Annotated in this window: 19 protein-coding genes and 1 pseudogene; 12 read left to right on the top strand and 8 right to left on the bottom strand. The window is 68.0% G+C overall.

The features are described 5' to 3' along the window. Nucleotides 1–16 precede the first annotated feature (16 nt). From WS45_RS06910 to WS45_RS06890, 5 genes are all read left to right on the top strand, one after another. A complete protein-coding gene (locus WS45_RS06910; protein ID WP_059699257.1) occupies nucleotides 17–955 on the top strand; it encodes a helix-turn-helix domain-containing protein in 939 nt (312 codons plus the stop codon). A 171-nt stretch (nucleotides 956–1126) separates the two neighbouring features. Then, nucleotides 1127–2335, top strand: a complete 1209-nt coding sequence (locus WS45_RS06905; RefSeq protein WP_059699017.1) for a porin — start codon at nucleotides 1127–1129, stop codon at nucleotides 2333–2335. 188 nt (nucleotides 2336–2523) lie between these two features. Continuing rightward, nucleotides 2524–3762 (top strand): ABC transporter substrate-binding protein, encoded by a 1239-nt coding sequence (locus WS45_RS06900; RefSeq protein WP_059699015.1) that lies wholly within the window; start codon nucleotides 2524–2526, stop codon nucleotides 3760–3762. Nucleotides 3763–3796: 34 nt separating this feature from the next. Beyond that, a complete protein-coding gene (locus WS45_RS06895; protein WP_059699012.1) occupies nucleotides 3797–4666 on the top strand; it encodes a carbohydrate ABC transporter permease in 870 nt (289 codons plus the stop codon). Further along, nucleotides 4663–5523 (top strand): carbohydrate ABC transporter permease, encoded by an 861-nt coding sequence (locus WS45_RS06890; protein WP_059699255.1) that lies wholly within the window; start codon nucleotides 4663–4665, stop codon nucleotides 5521–5523. The genes WS45_RS06895 and WS45_RS06890 overlap by 4 nt, the downstream gene beginning before the upstream one ends. A 9-nt stretch (nucleotides 5524–5532) precedes the next feature. Here the strand turns inward: WS45_RS06890 and WS45_RS06885 are convergent, their stop codons facing one another. Further along, complete coding sequence (locus WS45_RS06885) at nucleotides 5533–6555, bottom strand: LacI family DNA-binding transcriptional regulator (RefSeq protein WP_059699009.1); 1023 nt, start codon at nucleotides 6553–6555, stop codon at nucleotides 5533–5535. A gap of 6 nt (nucleotides 6556–6561) precedes the next feature. Here WS45_RS06885 and WS45_RS06880 point away from each other — a divergent pair, with 6 nt between their 5' ends. Together WS45_RS06880 and WS45_RS06875 are read left to right on the top strand one after the other, a co-directional pair. Beyond that, nucleotides 6562–7494: a phosphatidylinositol-specific phospholipase C gene (locus WS45_RS06880; protein ID WP_156437062.1), complete on the top strand. Its 933-nt coding sequence runs from the start codon at nucleotides 6562–6564 to the stop codon at nucleotides 7492–7494. A 249-nt stretch (nucleotides 7495–7743) separates the two neighbouring features. After that, nucleotides 7744–8172, top strand: a complete 429-nt coding sequence (locus WS45_RS06875) for a hypothetical protein (protein ID WP_059526591.1) — start codon at nucleotides 7744–7746, stop codon at nucleotides 8170–8172. Between the two features lie 90 nt (nucleotides 8173–8262). On the opposite strand, the gene WS45_RS06870 is transcribed toward WS45_RS06875, so the two are convergent. Then, nucleotides 8263–8874 (bottom strand): LysE family translocator, encoded by a 612-nt coding sequence (locus WS45_RS06870; RefSeq protein ID WP_059699007.1) that lies wholly within the window; start codon nucleotides 8872–8874, stop codon nucleotides 8263–8265. Between the two features lie 83 nt (nucleotides 8875–8957). Between WS45_RS06870 and WS45_RS06865 the strand changes: the two genes are divergently transcribed. Continuing rightward, nucleotides 8958–9485 (top strand): GNAT family N-acetyltransferase, encoded by a 528-nt coding sequence (locus WS45_RS06865; protein WP_059699005.1) that lies wholly within the window; start codon nucleotides 8958–8960, stop codon nucleotides 9483–9485. Nucleotides 9486–9500: 15 nt separating this feature from the next. Here WS45_RS06865 and WS45_RS06860 read toward each other — a convergent pair whose 3' ends face one another. The 3 genes from WS45_RS06860 to gcvA all read right to left on the bottom strand — a co-directional run bounded on the left by WS45_RS06860 (nucleotide 9501) and on the right by gcvA (nucleotide 11986). Beyond that, complete coding sequence (locus WS45_RS06860; RefSeq protein WP_059692180.1) at nucleotides 9501–10562, bottom strand: alkene reductase; 1062 nt, start codon at nucleotides 10560–10562, stop codon at nucleotides 9501–9503. Between the two features lie 71 nt (nucleotides 10563–10633). After that, nucleotides 10634–10942 (bottom strand): ArsR/SmtB family transcription factor, encoded by a 309-nt coding sequence (locus tag WS45_RS06855; RefSeq protein ID WP_044846683.1) that lies wholly within the window; start codon nucleotides 10940–10942, stop codon nucleotides 10634–10636. 144 nt (nucleotides 10943–11086) lie between these two features. Next, nucleotides 11087–11986 carry a transcriptional regulator GcvA gene (gene gcvA, locus WS45_RS06850; protein WP_059699003.1) on the bottom strand — a complete coding sequence of 300 codons (900 nt, stop codon included), beginning with the start codon at nucleotides 11984–11986 and terminating at the stop codon, nucleotides 11087–11089. Nucleotides 11987–12107: 121 nt separating this feature from the next. Between gcvA and WS45_RS06845 the strand changes: the two genes are divergently transcribed. Beyond that, nucleotides 12108–12812 (top strand): SDR family oxidoreductase, encoded by a 705-nt coding sequence (locus WS45_RS06845; protein ID WP_059699001.1) that lies wholly within the window; start codon nucleotides 12108–12110, stop codon nucleotides 12810–12812. 29 nt (nucleotides 12813–12841) lie between these two features. Here the strand turns inward: WS45_RS06845 and WS45_RS06840 are convergent, their stop codons facing one another. The 3 genes from WS45_RS06840 to WS45_RS06830 all read right to left on the bottom strand — a co-directional run bounded on the left by WS45_RS06840 (nucleotide 12842) and on the right by WS45_RS06830 (nucleotide 15407). Further along, on the bottom strand, nucleotides 12842–13981 hold the full coding sequence (locus WS45_RS06840; protein WP_059698998.1) for a patatin-like phospholipase family protein: 1140 nt from the start codon (nucleotides 13979–13981) through the stop codon (nucleotides 12842–12844). Between the two features lie 116 nt (nucleotides 13982–14097). Beyond that, nucleotides 14098–14439: a cupredoxin domain-containing protein gene (locus WS45_RS06835; protein ID WP_059692210.1), complete on the bottom strand. Its 342-nt coding sequence runs from the start codon at nucleotides 14437–14439 to the stop codon at nucleotides 14098–14100. 23 nt (nucleotides 14440–14462) lie between these two features. Then, the gene (locus WS45_RS06830; RefSeq protein ID WP_059698997.1) at nucleotides 14463–15407 is read right to left on the bottom strand and encodes a metallophosphoesterase family protein; all 945 of its coding nucleotides are present in this window, start codon (nucleotides 15405–15407) and stop codon (nucleotides 14463–14465) included. A 255-nt stretch (nucleotides 15408–15662) separates the two neighbouring features. Here WS45_RS06830 and WS45_RS06825 point away from each other — a divergent pair, with 255 nt between their 5' ends. The 3 genes and pseudogenes from WS45_RS06825 to WS45_RS34795 all read left to right on the top strand — a co-directional run. Continuing rightward, nucleotides 15663–15887 (top strand): hypothetical protein, encoded by a 225-nt coding sequence (locus WS45_RS06825; RefSeq protein ID WP_059698995.1) that lies wholly within the window; start codon nucleotides 15663–15665, stop codon nucleotides 15885–15887. An 80-nt stretch (nucleotides 15888–15967) separates the two neighbouring features. Then, entirely contained in the window at nucleotides 15968–17722 is a 1755-nt protein-coding gene (locus tag WS45_RS06820; RefSeq protein ID WP_059698993.1) for an ABC transporter permease, read from the top strand. Between the two features lie 11 nt (nucleotides 17723–17733). Further along, nucleotides 17734–17908 (top strand): annotated as a pseudogene (locus tag WS45_RS34795) (nitrate ABC transporter ATP-binding protein); the annotation flags it as partial.

Below are 17908 nucleotides of genomic sequence, written 5' to 3'. Positions count from 1 at the left end.
TTCACCGGAGATGCCGATGCTGTTCCAGTCACGCTCACACGAAGACGTGCATGACCACGGGCTCGCGATCGCGGGTTGGCATCAGGTCTACCGCCAGATGACGCCGGGCCGGTTCAGGGGCACCGTCACGCAGGTGCTGTACGACGAGTTCCATTTCTTCCGCGAGACGACCAACCGGCGTGTCGCGCAAACCGGCCTCGCGCCGGCCGGACGCACGTCGCTCGCGGTGCCGCTGTCGATGCCGCTCGCCGGCACGTTCCAGGGCCAGCCGGTCGACGGCTATGCGCTGCTCGCGCTGCGCGCCGGCGAGGATTTCGAATTCCACACGCCGGAAGGGATGGGGCTCGTCGGGATCAGCGCCGCGTCGGACATGATCGACGAGCTGTGCGACGCCGAGTTCGGCGCGGCCGGCGCGCGCAAGCTGCGGCACGTCACGCGGCTGTCGGACGCGCAAGGCGTCGCGCTCGGCGCGCGGCTGTCGTCGCTGATCGACGACGCGCAGCGCAACCCCGGCTGCCTCGACTACGCGGCCACCCGCAAGATGTTCCGCGACGCGATGCTCGGCATGTTCCTCGATGCGCTCGACCAGGGCATCGGCGTCGAGCGCCGCGACATCACGCACGCGACCTACAGCGATATCGTCAGCCGTTGCGAGAAACATCTGCGCGACCGGCCCGAGGAACCCGTCACCGTGCTCGAGCTGTGCCGCGCGCTGCGCTGCAGCCGCCGCACGCTGCAGACGAGCTTCCAGCGCGTCGCCGACGTCACGCCCGTCGGCTATCTGCGCACGATCCGGCTGAATGCGGTGCGGCGCCTGCTGCGCACGACCTCGGCGCAGCAACTCGGTGTCGGGGAGGCCGCCGCGAGCTGGGGCTTCACGCATCTCGGCTATTTCGCACGCGAGTATCGCGACCTGTTCGGCGAGCTGCCGTCGCAAACCTTGCGTCCCGAGTGACGTCCGCGCATCGCGATCGTGCCGCCGGGCCTGGTCGCGTGTCGTCCGTTCGCTTCATCGTTTGCTGATTTGGGATAGGAGTCCCGAATTTTCGCTGGATAGAGTCCTGTCACCCATATCGACAACACCATCGATCTGCACTGCGAATCGATGACATCAGAGGGGCGGGACATGAAGATCGGACGAAGACTGGCCGCGACCGCGGCCGCGCTGGGTTGCATGCACGCACATGCGCAAACCTCGGGCAGCGTGACGCTGTACGGTACCGTGGACACCGGCATCATCTATTCGACGAACCAGCAGTTCACGCGCGCCGACGGCAGCACGGGCGGCGGCCACGCATGGCAGATGGGCGGCGGCAACCTCGTGCCGTCCCGCTTCGGATTCCAGGGCGCCGAGCCGCTCGGCGGCGGGCTCAACGCAGTGTTTTCGCTCGAGCAGCAGTTCCTGTCCGCGAACGGGCAGGCGCTGCAGGGCGGCACGGCGTTCAGCCGGCAGGCGTGGGTCGGGCTGCGCCAGGATTCGATCGGCACGCTCGGCCTCGGCCGCCAATACGATTCGTACACGGACATGCTCGGCGCGTACGTGTCGAGCAACAACTGGGCGACGCCGTACGGCTCGCATCTCGGCGACGTCGACAACCTGAACGCCGCGTTCAACTTCAACAACGCGGTGAAGTTCACCAGCGCGGACTTCAACGGCCTGACGTTCGGCGGCACGTTCAGCTTCGGCGGGCAGGCCGGCGATTTTTCCGCGAAGCGCGGCTATGCGGTCGCCGCGACCTACACGCGTGCGCCGGTCGCGTTTTCGGTCGGCTATCTCGACCTGCACCAGCCGCTCGACGCGGCGCTCGGCGGCGCGAACGGCTATATCGGCGACTTCGCGTGCAGCAATCCGGGCGCGATGTACTGCCTGCTCCAGGACGCGGGCTCGATGCGCGCGTTCGGCGCCGGCGGCTCGGTGACGCTCGGCGCGGCGACGGTCGCGCTGACCTACACGCACACGCGCCTCGGCGACAGCCGCTATTTCTCGACCGGCGCGCAGCCGCGCACGCAGGCGTTCACGTTCGACGTCGGCGAGCTGAACGTCACGTACATGTTCACGCCCGCGCTGCAGGGCGGCGTCGCGTACATCTTCAATGCCGCGCACACCGACGGGCGCGGCACGACGCGCTTCCATCAGGTCAACGTCGGCACGAACTACAGCCTGTCGAAGCGCACCGCGCTGTATGCGGTCGCGATCGGCCAGCTCGCGAGCGGCACGGGGCTCGGCACCGACGCGAACGGCAATGCGGTGAACTACGCGCAGATTCCGGTGCTCGCGAACAGCAATTCGAGCCGGCAGCTCGCGGTGATGGCCGGAATTCGCGTGAACTTCTGACGGCGCGCACGTGGCGAAGCGGGCGGGGCGGCCGGCTGCGATGGCCGGCCGGTTCCGCCGCCTGCCACAAATTCTTAACGATCGACGTGAACAATGGCGTTCGCTTCAGGACGCCCGAAGCGTCGCCCGCGTTGCACACGTGTGCAACGCGAGGCCGACCCGCCACCACGCCGATCGAGAGAGACCACATGACCTTGCTGAGCCGCCTGCGCGCGCTGTCCGCCGCCGTTGCGCTGTCCCTTGCCGCCTCGCACGCCTTCGCGGCGGATCTCGTCATCGCGGGCCGCGACGACATCTACGGCAAGGGGCTGGCCGACGCCGTCGCCGGCTTCACCAAGCTGCATCCGGGCACCGACATCGAGCTGCTCAAGCTGCCGAACGCGAACCTGTACCAGAAGCTGAAGCTGTCGATGCGCGAAGGCACCGGCACGTACGACCTCGTGATGATGGACGACACGTGGGCGCCCGAATTCATCGGCAACGGCTGGCTGAAGCCGCTGCCGGCGTCGCTCGCGGACGCCGATCTCGTGCCGTCGACGGTCGCGCTCGGGCGCAACGCGGCGGGCGCGCTGTACGCGCTGCCGATCGTCGGCAACGTCGAGATGTTCGCGTACCGGAAGGATCTGCTCGCGAAATACAAGCTGCAGCCGCCGCGCAACTGGGACGACGTGCTGAAGATCGCGCAGACCGTCGGCGGCGCGGACAAGAGCATGTCGGGCGTCGTGTTCCGCGGCACCAAGGGCAACCCGGTCGTGACGGGCTTCCTGCCGATCCTGTGGGCCTATGGCGGCGACGTGTTCGACCGCGCCGGCAACGTGACGATCGATTCGCGCGAGTCGCAGGCCGCGCTGAAGACGTTCCTCGCGCTGAAGGCCTCCGCGCCGAAGGACGTCGACGTGTACGGCGCCGCCGAAGTGCGCGATGCGCTTCAGCGCGGCACGGCCGCGCAGTCGATCGAGGTGTGGCCGGCGTGGATTCCGGCGCTCGACGATCCGAAGCAGTCGCGCGTGGTCGGGCAGATCGCGCTGCAGCCGCCGCCCGGGCAGACGGCCGGCCCGGCGCCGATGCTCGGCATCTGGCAGATGGGCATTGCGAAGGACGCGCCGCACGCGAAGCTCGCTCAGGACTTCCTGGCCTACCTGAGTTCGCGCGACACGCAAACGCGCCTCGCCGGGATCGGCATTCCGCCGACGCGCCGCAGCGTGTTCGCCGATCCGGCGCTGGTGCGCCAGTACCGCTGGTATCCGGATCAATTGAAGGCGCTCGAGGCCGGCCGTGCGCGGCCGCGCGTGAAGGACTGGCAGCAGGTCGAGAGCATTCTCGGCGACCAGCTGCAGCTCGCGCTGACCGGGCAGGCCGCACCCGACGCCGCGCTGCGTCAGGCGCAGCAGAAGATCGCGCAGGCGATGGCCGCGGCCGGCAAGTGACGGCTTGTCGCCACGCTTCAGCCGGAATCCGCGCATGAAAGCCCTCGCCCGCAGCCTGCCGTTCGTCGCGCTGCTCGGACCCGCGCTCCTGGTGCTGGCCGCGCTCGCGCTGTACCCGGTCGCGCAGGTGCTGATCGACTCGTTCTGCCAGGTCGACTACACGGCGGGCCGCCGCGCGTTCGAGGGGCTCGCGAACTATCGCGCGGTGCTCGGCGACGATGCGTTCGCGGCCGGCTTCGGCAACACGCTGCGTTTCACGGTTGCGGCGTCGCTCGTCGAAGTCGCGCTCGGCTTCGGTCTCGCGCTGCTGTTCGTGCGCGCGTTTCCGGGGCGACGCATCGCGCTGCCGCTCGCGATCCTGCCGATGATGCTGTCCACGCTCGTGTGCTCGGCGATCTGGCGCAACTGGCTCAATTTCGACGGCTTCCTCAACGCGCTGCTCGCCGTGTTCGGCATCGAAGGCGTGCGCTGGCTGTCCGATCCGCATCTCGCGCTGTGGTCGCTCGCGCTCGTCGACGTGTGGCAGTGGACGCCGATGGCGTTCCTGATCGTGCTGGCCGGGCTGCAATCGATCCCGCAGGAGCTGTACGAAGCCGCCCGCACCGACGGCGCGAGCGAGTGGCAGTGCCTGCGCGACGTCACGCTGCCGCTCGCGGCGCCGCAGATCGGCCTCGCGCTGCTGCTGCGCTCGATCGACACGTTCAAGCTGTTCGACAAGGTCTATGCGTTGACGGGCGGCGGCCCCGGCAACGCGACGCAGACGCTGGCGACCTACATCTACGACACGGGCTTCCGCTTCTTCAACGTCGGACCGGCGAGCGCCGCGTCGGTGCTGATGCTCGCGGCGTCCGCGCTGCTTGTTTCGGGGTACGTATGGCAGACGGTTCGCAAGCGGCGCGCATGACGGCGCGATCCGCGGGCATCGCGCACGCGCGAACGGGGGCCACGTTCGGTCGCGCGGCGCCGTGGATTCTGCGCGTCGCCGCGCTCGCGCTGTTGCTGCTGCCGTGCCTGTGGATGGCCGGCGCGGCGTTCATGCCGACGCTCGAGCGCCTCGATCATCCGCTGCGGATCGTGCCGGCCGCGCCGACGCTCGAGCATTTCGCGTCGGTCTGGTCGAACGGCATCGGCGCGCCGCTCGCCAATTCATTGCTGGTCGGATTCGGCACGACGCTGCTCGCGCTGACGCTCGCGTTTCCGGCCGCGTATGCGCTCGTGCGGCTGCGGTTTCCGGCCCGGCTGGATTTGCTGTTCCTGATGCTCGTGCTGGCACTGAAGCTGATGCCGCCGATCACGATCGCGGTGCCGCTGTTCGCGCTCGCGAAGCGGCTGCATCTGCTCGATTCGACGCTCGGGCTGATGCTCGCTTACCAGATCTACGCGTTGCCGATGGCGATCTGGATGCTGCTCGCGTTCGTGCGCGACGTGCCGGTCGAATACGAGGAGGCCGCGTGCATCGACGGTGCGGGGCTCGCGCGGCGGCTCGTGCAGATCGTGCTGCCGCTGTGTGCGCCGGGGTTGATCGCGACCGCGATCTTCGTGTTCATCGCCGCCTGGAACGAGTTCCTGATCGCGCTGCTGTTCGTGTCGACGCCGAGCCGCTTCACGCTGCCGCTCGCCATCGCCGGCTACGTGACGGAGAACGGCATCGACTGGGGCGACCTGATGAGCGCGGGGCTGCTGGCGTCGCTGCCGACGCTTGCCGTGGCTGGCTACGTTCAACGCTACCTGCTGCGCGGCTTCGCGGGCGGGCTGAAGTGACGCGACACGTTACGCGCAGCTGTGCCGGACCACGTGCGTAACCGGCACGACGCGCGTGCGCGATGCGCCGTCGAACGTCTGGATCCGGTCGGCGAGCAGGTCGACGGCCGCGTGCGCGAGGCCTTGCGTGTCCTGGCGCAGCGTCGTGAGCCGATACGCGCCGTATTCGGCGGCGGGAATGTCGTCGAAGCCGATCACGCGCACCTCGTCGGGCACGCGCAGGCCGAATGCGTCGCGGGCGGCGTCGATCACGCCGAGCGCGAGCAGGTCGGACGAGCAGAACACGCCGTCCGGGCGCTCGCCGGATGCGAACAGTTGCCGCGCGGCGTCGATGCCGCATGCGTGCATATCGGAGCGCGTATCGATCACGTGGACGAGCGCCGCATCGAACGCGTCGCCGCGTTGCAGCGCCTGCCCGAACGCATCCGCACGTGCGCGTGCGCTGTAGCTCGCGGTGCGCGGCCCGACGAACGCGAGCCGGCGCGCACCGGCCCGCACGAGCCGTTGCGCGGCATGGGCGGCACCCGCCGCGTTGTCGCTGATGACGACGTCCGCACCCGGCAGGTTCGCTTCGCGATTGATCATCACGACGGGAATCCGGTGATCGAGATACTGCCGCGCGACCGACAGCGGCGGCGACGCGGACGTCATTACGAGGCCCGCGATCCGGTAGCTGAGCAGCCGTTCGAGCGATTGCCGGACCTGGTGCGGATCGTCCGCATTGGTGACGAGCGGCGTGAACGCGCGCTGGCCGAGCGCGGCCATCAGGTCCGACAGCAGCCGCGCGCGGAACGGATTCTCGAACCCGGCCGTCACGACGCCGATCATGCTGCTGCGCTGCGTGATCATGTCGCGTGCGATCAGGTTGACCTGGTAGCCGAGCGCCCGCGCGGCCACCATCACGCGTTCGCGCGTTTCGGGTGCGATGCTCGCCGTCGGCGAGAACGCGCGCGACACCGCGGAGCGCGACACGCCGGCCCGCACGGCGACATCCGACGCGGTCACCCACGTCTTTTTTTCCTTGTCAGTCATCGATTCATGATCCCTTCGCGATACGAAGCTTCCACGCCGCTGGCCGACTGGATGTCGGCGCTCGACGACGCGCGGCCGCTGCATACGCTGACCCTACCGGGCAGCCATGACACCTGTGCGTATACGGTCGACGATCCGCTCGTGCGCACGCAACGCGCGCCGCTCGCCGCGCAGCTCGCGCACGGCGTGCGGCTGCTCGACATCCGCTGCCGGCACCGCTGCGATGCGTTCGACATCCATCACGGCGGGATCGCGCTCGGCATGTCGTTCGACGACGTGCTCGCGGACTGTGTGCGTTTTCTCGATGCGCATCCGCGCGAATGCATCGTGATGTCGGTGAAGGACGAATGGCCCGCGCAGGCGTGCACGCGCGGTTTCGATGCGACGTTCGATGCGCATCGTGCGCGGCACCCGCGGTTGCGCTGGCACACGGGCGGCGCGCTGCCCGCGCTCGGCGACGTGCGCGGCGCGGTGGTGTTGCTGCGGCGGTTCCGCAGCAGCCGGCCGCTGGGCATCGACCTGACCGCGTGGCCCGACAACGCGACCTTCACGATCGATCATCCCGATGCGGCGTTCGTGATCCAGGACGAATACCGCGTGCCCGTTGCCGGATCGATCAACTACAAGTGGCGCGTGATCGATGCGCTGCTGACCGACATGCCATCGCCGGAAAGCGGCCGCTGGGCGATCAATTTCTGCAGCGGTACGGGGATGGGCGCGAATCCGTCGGTGGTCGCGCGCGGCGACGGCAGGGTGCAGGGGATTCAGGCGCGGCTCGCGGAGCGGTTGAGCGCGCAACGTGGTTCATATGGCGCGATGCTGCTCGATTTCTGCGACGACGATGACTGGGCATTGGTGCGGGCGCTGGTTGCGTGCAACGATCACGTGCCCGAGCCGGCTGGCGCGCGCAGGCTGGCCCGCGATTCCCGCTGCCCGTGAAGATCGGCACGGTGCCGAATGTGTGACGAGCGGTCCATGTTGCGAAACGAGGCCGATGGATAAGGTTGAACCGTCCGTGGCGGGCGCGGTTCGATCGAGTCCGTCGCGGATATCCGGATGTTTCTCAACTCGGCGGGAGGCAACGGGCACGTGTGCCCGGCATCGCGCCGGCCCATGAACGTCGTCGTGACAAGCAGCGCCCGATTCGCCGCGAACCGTCCACGACGCAGGACTGCAAGGAGAGAGGTCATGGCAACGCTCGTCAACATCATGCAGGGCACCCCGAACGCGGTGCAGATCTGGGGCTTTCACGGCCCGTGCAACGTCAGGGACGTCGCAGCGGCATTGAATACCATCGCGTCGGGATTGAGCGGTGACGGTCACACGATTCACATCATGTCGGGAACGCACGGCTATTGCGCGGGGCAGGTCGGGGCAGTCGCCACGCGCGAACAGCGATTCGCCGCGGAAGACCGGGCGCTGGCTTCGCCGAAGACGAAGGACAACAAGCCGGTCGCGGTTGCGGTACACGACTTCAATACGGCGAAGCTGCCCGCACCGGATTACGTGACGGCGGCGATGGCGAAGCTGAACGGCGACATGCGCGCGATCGTGCAGGGCGACGCGGGCACCGCGACGTTCCTGCTCGCGTATTGCTGCAGCGCCGGGACGCCGTAACGCGCCGTCGTGCGCTGACGGGCGGGCGTGGCGGTCCGCCCCGTTTCGCAACGACGAGACGTCGTGCGGATGCGCGTGCGGCCGCGCCGTTCAGCGCGTCGCGATCGCCACCGCCGCACCGGCCATCGCCGTCGCGCTGGTGCGGTTCGCGATCCGCTTCGCGCGTGCGGACGTGAGGAACGCACGCGCGCGCGATGCGAGCAGCGACCAGAAGCAGTCGGCCAGGATCAGGACCGCGAGCATCGTGCCGACGAGCTCGGCCCACGCGAGGACACCGACGTGCGTCAGGTCGACGATCGTCGGCAACAGCGCGAGATAGAAGAGCATGATCTTCGGATTGCCGAGCGTGACCAGCGTGCCCGCGACGAACATGCGCCACGGCGACTGGCCGCGCGGCAGGTCGCCGGCTTTCGTGTCGGTCGGCGCGGTCCACATCTTCCACGCGAGAAACAGGAGGTACGCGACGCCGAGCAGCTTCAGCACGAGCAGGCCCGTCTCGAACGTGCGCGCGAACGCGGACAGCCCGGCAACCGCGAGCGTGAGCCACAGCGCCTCGCCGATCCACATCGCGGCGAGGAACGGCAGCACGTCTCGCACGCCGTTCGTCAGCACGCGCGCGACGAGCGCGGCGACGCTCGGGCCGGGCGTGCCGGCGGTGACGAGCAGGGCGATGGCGAACACGGCGAGCGCGGACAGCGTCATGACGGACCTCGTGGGCAGGGCGTTCGAAACGTATGAACTTTCGATTATAGTGACGGCCGTTCCCGCCTGCCCACCTCGTCGTGATGACAGTATCGATCCGGATTCGTCCCGCCACGCGGGAAGACGCGGCCGCGATGGCCGCCGTGGAAGTGGCCGCCGCCCAGCGCTTTCGCGACATCGGCATGCCCGACATCGCCGAAGGCGAGCCGACCGATGCGGCCGACGTGCGGATGCGCATCGACGACGGTCGCGCGTATGTCGCGACGGACGAAGCGGGGACGTGCGTGGGTTTTGCGTTCTACCGGCTGCTCGATGCGCGGCGGCTTTATCTGGAGGAGCTGGATGTCGCGCCGTCGCACGCGGGGCAGCGGATCGGCGCGCGCCTGATCGAACGGATCATGACGCGCGCCGCGCAAGACGGCATCGCCCAGGTCGTGCTGTCGACCTTCCGCGACGCGCCGTGGAATGCACCGTACTACGGGCGCCTCGGCTTCGGCATCATCGACGACGCATCGCTCGACGACACGTTGCGCGCGATTCGCGCGCATCACGTCGCACGCGGGCTCGACGAAACGCAGCGCGTGTTCATGCGCGCGGACGTACGCGCATGAACGCGCCGCCGGCCGTCAGGCCGCGTCGCTGAGCGCCGGGTAGTCGGTGTAACCCGTTTCGCCTTCGGCGTAGAACGTCTCCGGCACCGGCTTGTTCAGCGGCGCGCCGAGCTCGAGGCGGCGCGGCAGGTCCGGGTTCGCGATGAACAGCTTGCCCCACGCGATCGCGTCGGCGTGGCCGCTCGCGAGCGTTTCCTGCGCCGATTCGAGCGTGAACTGCTCGTTCGCGATCAGCGGGCCGCCGAACGCCTCCTTCAGACGCGGGCTCAGCTGGTCGCCCGAATACGATTCACGCGTGAAGATGAACGCGATCTTGCGGCGGCCGAGTTCGCGCGCGACGTAACCGAACGTCGCGGCCGGGTCGGAATCGCCCATCGTATGCGCGTCGCCGCGCGGCGCGAGATGCACGCCGACACGGCCCGCACCCCACACGTCGATCGCCGCGTCGACCACTTCGAGCAGCAGGCGCGCGCGGTTCTCGATCGGGCCGCCGTACGCGTCGGTGCGGAGGTTGGTGCTGTCCTGCAGGAACTGGTCGAGCAGATAGCCGTTCGCGCCGTGGATCTCGACGCCGTCGAAGCCGGCCTTCTTCGCGTTTTCGGCGCCCTTGCGGTATGCGGCGACGATGCCCGGAATTTCATCGAGTTCGAGCGCGCGCGGGGTCACGAACGGGCGCGGCGGCCGCACGAGGCTCACGTGACCGCCCGCGGCGATCGCGCTCGGCGCGACCGGCAGGTCGCCGTTCAAAAACATCGGATCCGAGATCCGGCCGACGTGCCAGAGCTGCAGGACGATGCGGCCGCCGGCCGCGTGCACGGCCTGCGTCACGCGCTTCCAGCCTTCCACCTGCTCGTCCGACCAGATGCCCGGCGTGTCCGCGTAGCCGACGCCCTGCGGCGTGACCGAAGTCGCTTCGCTGATGATCAGGCCGGCCGACGCGCGCTCGGCGTAATAGCGGGCCATGAGGTCGTTGGGCACGCGCGCGCTGCCTGCGCGGGCACGGGTGAGCGGCGCCATCACGACGCGGTTCGGCAGCGTCAGGTCGCCGAGGGTAACGGGATCGAACAGGGTGGGCATGGCAGATAACCTTTTCAGAAAGGCGGGCTTACCGCCGCGTCGTGCGCGGCGTGCGGCCCGCGTGGCCTGGGTCAGAGTTCGCGGCGCAGGGCGTCGAGAAATGCGTCGATGACGGCCTCGTTGCGCTGGAAGAACGCCCACTGGCCGATCCGCGTCGACGTCACGAGCCCCGCGCGCTGCAGCGTCGCAAGGTGCGCGGAGACGGTCGACTGCGACAGCCCGCATCGCGCGTCGATCTGCCCGGCACAGACGCCGTGGTCGTACGGCAGCGTCTGCTCCGGGAAATGCGCGCCCGGCGTTTTCAGCCAGACGAGGATTTCCCGGCGCACGGGGTTCGAAAGCGCTTTCAGGATCGCGTCGATGTCGAGTTCGGTCGGCATGGAAAGGTGTGGTGTTCGGGGCGTTCGGCCGGAAAACCGGCGCAAACGGGTATCGTCGATGGGCGAATCATATATCGGAAAAGTGCGATATGTGTGAAGGCACTGATGCGAGTGGGGTTGTCGATCGGCCGGAGCATCAGCGAATCACGCGCCCCCGTATTGCGCGAACAGCCACCGCCGCATGGCCTCGAGCGCATCCGAATGGACATTGGCCTGCGGAAAGACGACGTAAAACCCGAGCGACATCGGAAACGAAAAATCGAACACGCGGCGCAGCCGGCCTTCCGCGATATCGCGTTCGACGAGCGGCTCGCTGGTCAACGCGATGCCTTGACCCGCGACGGCGGCGTCGATGGCGAGCAGCGACTGGCTGAACCGCGGCCCTTTCGTCGGATCGGTCTGCCCCGTTCCGCCGAGCTTCTCGACGAACTCCGGCCACAGGTCGTGCGCGTCGTGCAACAACGCATGCTTCGACAAGTCCGCGGGGGTGCGGATCGGCGGGCCGCTGTCGAGCAGTGTCGGGCTGGCGACCGCGAAGATGTCGAGCGGAAACAGCAATTGCGCGACCAGGCCGGCCGGGAACGGGGGCTTGCCGAGCCGGATCGCGATGTCGACGCCGTCGGCGCGGAACGACGCAAGGCGCTCGTCGGCGATGACGCGAACCTCGATGTCGGGGTGCAGGCGACCGAAGTCCGACAGGCGCGGGATCAGCCACTTCGACGCGAACGACGGCGTCGTGCTGACCGCCAGGACCATGGGACGCTGGCCCAGGGCGTCCGTGGCATCGGCGATGATCTGCAGCGCGCGCTGGACCGACGAAAAATACTCGAGCCCTTCGCGCGTGAGCGCCAGCCCCCTGGGCAGCCGCCGGAACAGCTGAATCTCCACGACGTCCTCCAGATGCCTGACCTGCTGCGCCACCGCGCCCTGGGTCACGCCGAGCTCGTCGGCGGCCAGCCGGAAATTGAGGTGGCGCGCGGCGGCCTCGAACGCGCGAAGCGCATTGAGCGGCGGGAATCGACGGGTACGCGACAGAGCCTTCATGCAGTAGAAAATCTACAGTGTGGGTGGAGAAATCATCGTTCGACACGGCGATTATAGAGTCCTAGAGTAACGCTTCAGGACGACGATCGCGGCATTGAGCCGACCTATCCGGGAGAACGGCATGACTGTAGAGAAAGTGGCATTGGTGACGGCGGCGGGCAAGGGCATGGGCGCCGCGATTGCGCGGGATCTTGCGAGCAACGGCTATCGCGTCGCGCTGATGTCGCCGTCCGGCAGCGCGGTCGAGCTTGCCGGGGAACTCGGCGGTTTCGGCATGGCGGGGTCCGTCACCGAAGACGCCGACATCGAGCGTTTCGTGAACGGGACGCTCGCGAAGTACGGCCGCATCGACGCGGTCGTCAACAACACCGGGCATCCGCCGAAGGGCGACCTGCTCGCCATCGAGGACGACCAGTGGCACGCAGGGCTCGACCTGCTCGTGCTCAACGTCGTTCGCGTGCTGCGCCGGGTGACGCCCGTCTTCCTGAAGCAGGGCGGCGGCGCGGTGGTCAACATTTCGAGCTTCGCGGCCGACGCGCCCGAGCAGGCGATGCCGGTGTCGTCCGCGCTGCGCGCGGCGCTGAGCTCCGTCACGCGCCTGTACGCCGATCGGTATGCGAAGGACAACATCCGCATCAATTCGGTGCTGCCCGGCTTCATCGACAGCTGGCCGGAGACGCCCGAGATCGTCGCCCGCATTCCGGTCGGCCGCTTCGGCAGGACGCAGGAGATCGCGCAGACCGTGACGTTCCTGCTGTCGGAAGGCGCCGGCTACATCACCGGGCAGAACATTCGCGTCGACGGCGGGATCGTGCGCGCCCTGTAAGCGGAAGACGGGGCGCGCCGCCCGCGCTATCAGTTGTGTCGCTCGCCGATCCGGTTTTCTTCCGGACTCCAGACGCTGAGCCCTTCCGTCGGGTCCATCGGCACATCCCAGGGCCGCGCGGCGATCGCCTGCATCGTCGCGTCGAACCCGGCCTGCCGGCGGGCCGCGATGCCGGCGGGTGTGAAATCGATGTCCTTCCACTGATCGTCGCCGTCGAGCCGCGGCGCCGCGAGCTTGATCACGTGCATCGTGGTCTGGCAGCCCCACGCGGCGAGTGCCTTCACATCGGCCGTCGTGCGCTCCGCCTCGGGCAGCCGCATGACCAGTTCCCGGATCACGTGGCGCAGCCGGTGAATCTGCTGCTGCCGCGCGATATTGCTGTCCGTGCGGCTCGCGTACTGGATGTCCTTCTGCCGCTCCGACACCTGCCAGATGCTTTGCGGCTCCGGCCCGACCGGATTCCACATCTGCACCGAGAAGATGATCGAGCTGCGGCGCGGCGCGTCGTCCAGCACGACCTCGACCGGCGTATTCGAATAGATGCCGCCGTCCCAGTAGGGCGTGCCGTCGACCCGCACGGCCGGGAACGCGGGCGGCAGCGCGCCCGAACTCATCACATGGTCGATGCCGAGCGGCCGGTCGCGCGAATCGAAATAGCGCATCGTGCCCGTGCACGCGTTGACCGCGCCGACGGTCAGTCGCGGCCGGCCCGCGTTCAGCAGGTCGAGATCGACGAGCGACGCCAGCGTGTCGCGCAGCGGCTCGACCACGTAGTACGACGCGCGCTCGACGCCGACCCGCGCCAGCGGCCCGAACCACGCGGCGGGATTCGGCCGGAAGAATCCCGGGAGGCCCGCGCCGATGACCGCGAGTTCCGAGCCGATCTTGTCCCAGCTCGTCGGGAAGCCCGGCACGTTCACGGCGGGCCGTTCGGTGACGTGTCGCCAGAATTCGGCCATCCGTTGCGCGCGGTGTCCGGGCGCGTTGCCGGCGATCAGCGCCGCGTTGATCGCGCCGATCGACGTGCCGATGACCCAGTCGGGCTGAATGCCCGCCGCATCCATCGCCTCGAAGACGCCGAGCTGGTATGCACCCAGCGCGCCACCGCCCTGGAGCACGAGCACGACCTGGCCCGGCAGTTTCGGATGTGCGGGTTGACTTGCCGTCATCGCTTGCCTCGTGGTCGGTGACGGCCGGCGGGGGCCGGCCGGATGGAACCAGTGTAGGCGATCGTCGGGCAGCGTCCGTGGTGCCGGATGTTCGCGGGGCCTTGCGGCGCGCCGCGTCATTCCACGGTGATGGTCTCCTTCATGTACGGATGAATCCCGCAGAACACCTTGTAGACCCCCGGCTTGTCGAAACGGAACGAGTAGGTTTCGTCCTGGTCGAGCGCTTTCGAATGGAAGATGCCCGCGTCGTTGACGACGGTATGCGGTTCCGCGTCGAGGTTTTTCCACGTGACCGTCGTGCCGGCCTTGATCGTGGTCGACATCGGCGAAAACATGAAATTGCGGATCGTCACGAGCGGGCCGGCCGGGGTCTGCGCGCATGCGGCGAGCGGCGTGCCGACGGCAGCCGCGCTCAGGATGAGTGCGGCCGCCAGCGTCGAGGGCTTGAGGAAGGTCATGTCGGTCTCCTTGTGTGTCGGCATCAGGCCAGCGTCGTGTCGTGCAGCGACGCCGCGACGGGATGGCCGGCGAAGTCGACGGTCGTCACGCCGAGCATCGCGGGCAGCCGGTCGTGCGGCACCGTGAGCGGCACCGGGCCCGGGCCGTTGCCGGCGGTCGGCTGCGGGAACGCGGTGGAGCGCGCGGTGTGGAACGTCACGTTGCCCTCGACCTTCGACACGATCTGGTGGATGTGCCCGTTCAGCACGGTGACCGAGCCGAAGCGGCGCAGCAGCGCCATCGTCTGCGGCGCGTCGCCGGTGCCCCAGCCCCACGGCTCGTAGATGGTCCACATCGGCATGTGCGAGAACACGACGATCGGCGTGCTCGACGATTGCCCCTTCAAATCCTGCGCGAGCCACGCGAGCTGTTCGTCGCCGAAGCTGCCGAGCCCGTTCGGCTTGAAGTGCATCACGTTGACGAGCGCGACGAAGTGCACGCCCGCGTGATCGAAGCTGTAGTAGCCGCGGTTGTCGGACGCCTTGCCGAACCGGCTGAAATACTCGGCGCCCGAGCCATCGGTCACATCGTGTTCGCCGGGCACCGTGTGCAGCTCGGGCACGCGCAGCCCGGACAGCAGTTGCGACGCGTGATCGAATTCTTCCGCCTTGGACAGGTGCGTGATGTCGCCGGTATGGATCGCGAGCGCGGGCGCGGCAGGCATCCCGTTGACCAGATCGATGGTCTGCCGCAGCGTGGCCGCGACGTCGGGATTCGCGTCCTTGTTGAAGCCGATGTGCGTGTCGCTGATCTGCACGAACAGCGGCCGGCCCGCGTTCGCGGGGAGTGCGGCGCCGCTTTGCGCGAGGGTGAGATCGAACGGCGTGAGGATGCCGCCCGACAGCGTAAACAGCGTGCCGAGGCCGCCGAACGCCATGCATTGCAGGGCCTTGCGGCGCGACGGGCGGGTGGGAGTCGATGAAGACATGTTTGCCTCGCATTCGTATGACGGAACCGGACGGCCGGATCGTCCTGGAATTAGCCGGCGCCTTCGCATGCCATACCGATGCGGCGACGGATTTATTCCCGGTTATTTGCGAGGCCCGATGCGGCCGTTCGAGGCTTGCGGCGCGATGACGGATCGCTGACGGATGACCTGTCAATGTCCTGTAAGTGACACGTCACGTTTGCGTCATATTCGCCCGATAGCCTGCGACACCGAATCACCTCTCCGGAGCCCCTCATGCCGAATCTCGCGGCAACGGAAACCCGTGGTGCGGACGGTCGAAGCACGCGCACCATCGGCCTCGCATCGTTCTTTCCGTGCGTTGCCTGCGGCATCGTCCATGTCGACGCTCACCCGAGCGCGGCTCCCGGTCCGGTCAAGGAACGTTCGGTCCTGCCGATCGTGCCGCGCTTCGTCGCGCTGTCGGCGGCACTGCACCGGGCGATTCACACGCTGTTCTGAGCCGCGCCGGCCGATGCCATACCCGGCCGCGCGGCACGCGGCCGATCCCATCGATTTTCAATTCGAACCAGACGCTACCGATGGATATCAGTTTCTTCGATCCGAATCGCACCGCCAACGCGTCCGCGTGGCGCGTGCTCCCCAACCGCTGGGATGCGGTCGCGTTTCCGCTGATCATCGGCATACTCGCCATGGCGATCGTCGGCTTTCACGAGACGATGGCGCCGATCGCGACCCTGCAGACGCAGAAGATCTCGCTCGATCCGTCGAACCTGCCCGAATACGCGTTGCGCACCACGCTGCGGATGCTCGCCGCGATGGTCGCGTCGCTCGCGTTCACGCTGATCTACGGCACGCTCGCCGCGAAAAGCCGCCGCGCCGGCATGGTGCTGATCCCGATTCTCGACATCCTGCAGTCGGTTCCAGTGCTCGGCTATATCTCGTTTACGGTCACGTTCTTCCTCGCGCTGTTCCCGGGCCGCGTGCTCGGCGCCGAGCTCGCGGCGATCTTCGCGATCTTCACGAGCCAGGCGTGGAACATGACGTTCAGCTTTTACCAGTCGCTGCGCACGGTGCCGCGCGACCTGAGCGAAGTGTCGCGCGGTTTTCACCTGACGTCGTGGCAGCGCTTCTGGAAGCTCGAGGTGCCGTTCTCGATGCCGGGGCTGATCTGGAACATGATGATGTCGATGTCGGGCGGCTGGTTCTTCGTCGTCGCATCGGAGGCCATCACCGTCGGCAACCAGACCATCACGCTGCCCGGGATCGGTGCGTATCTCGCGCAGGCGATCTCGGACAAGAACCTCGGCGCGGTGGGCTGGGTGATCGTCGCGATGTCGGTCGTGATCCTCGCGTACGACCAGTTCCTGTTCCGTCCGCTCGTCGCATGGGCCGACAAGTTCCGGATGGAGAACACCGCGTCGGGCGATGCGCCGCAGTCCTGGCTGCTCGACATGCTGCGCCGCACGCACCTGATCCATCAGCTGCTGGTGCCGGCCGGCTGGCTGCTGTCGCAGGCCGCACGGATTCCGCTGCGCGTGCCGGCGCTGACGGGCAAGCGCTCGCGCGGCACGTCGGCGCGCGGGTCGTCGCGCGTCGGCGACATCGTGTGGGGAACGTTCGTGATCCTGATGACTGTATACGTTGCGTGGCGCGTCGTCAGCTTCGTCGCGACCGGCGTGACGATGAGCGAGGTCGGCCACGTGCTGACGCTCGGGTTGATCACGCTGCTGCGTGTGATCGTCCTGATCGCGATCGCGTCGGTGGTCTGGGTGCCGCTCGGCGTGCTGATCGGGCTGCGCCCCGCGCTGGCCGAGAAGATCCAGCCGCTCGCGCAGTTCCTCGCCGCGTTCCCGGCGAACCTGCTGTTTCCGGTGTTCGTGATCGTGATCGTCCACTTCCATCTGAATGCGGACATCTGGCTGTCGCCGCTGATCGTGCTCGGCACGCAGTGGTACATCCTGTTCAACGTGATTGCCGGCGCGATGTCCTATCCGAACGACTACAAGGAGGCGACGAAGAATTTCCGCATTCGCGGCTGGCAGTGGTGGCGCCAGGCGATCCTGCCCGGCATCTTCCCGTACTACGTAACCGGCGCGATCACCGCGTCGGGCGGCGCGTGGAATGCGAGCATCGTGTCCGAGTTCGTGCAGTGGGGCGACACGAAGGTCGTCGCGCACGGCCTCGGCTCGTATATCGCCCAGACGACCGCGGCCGGCGACTTCCCGAAGATCATCCTGGGCATCGCCGTGATGTCCCTGTTCGTCACCTTGTTCAACCGCCTGCTGTGGCGTCCGATGTACGCCTATGCGGAATCCCGGCTCCGTCTCGATTGAGAGTAAGCGCGATGCAAAATTCGACCGTAATCAACGCCCCCGCCCAGACGTCCCAGCCGCTTCAGCCGCCGCGCCTCGGTGAGGAAATCCTGCGCGTCGCGCACGTGAACCGCGGCTTCAACAAGACGCAGGGCGAACTGCTCGTGCTCGACGACGCGAACCTGTCGCTGCGCGAAGGCGAGATCG

It is taken from the genome of Burkholderia sp. RF2-non_BP3, from assembly GCF_001522185.1.
Taxonomy (GTDB): Bacteria; Pseudomonadota; Gammaproteobacteria; order Burkholderiales; family Burkholderiaceae; genus Burkholderia; species Burkholderia diffusa.
This window is presented reverse-complemented; position numbering and strand designations above follow the sequence as displayed.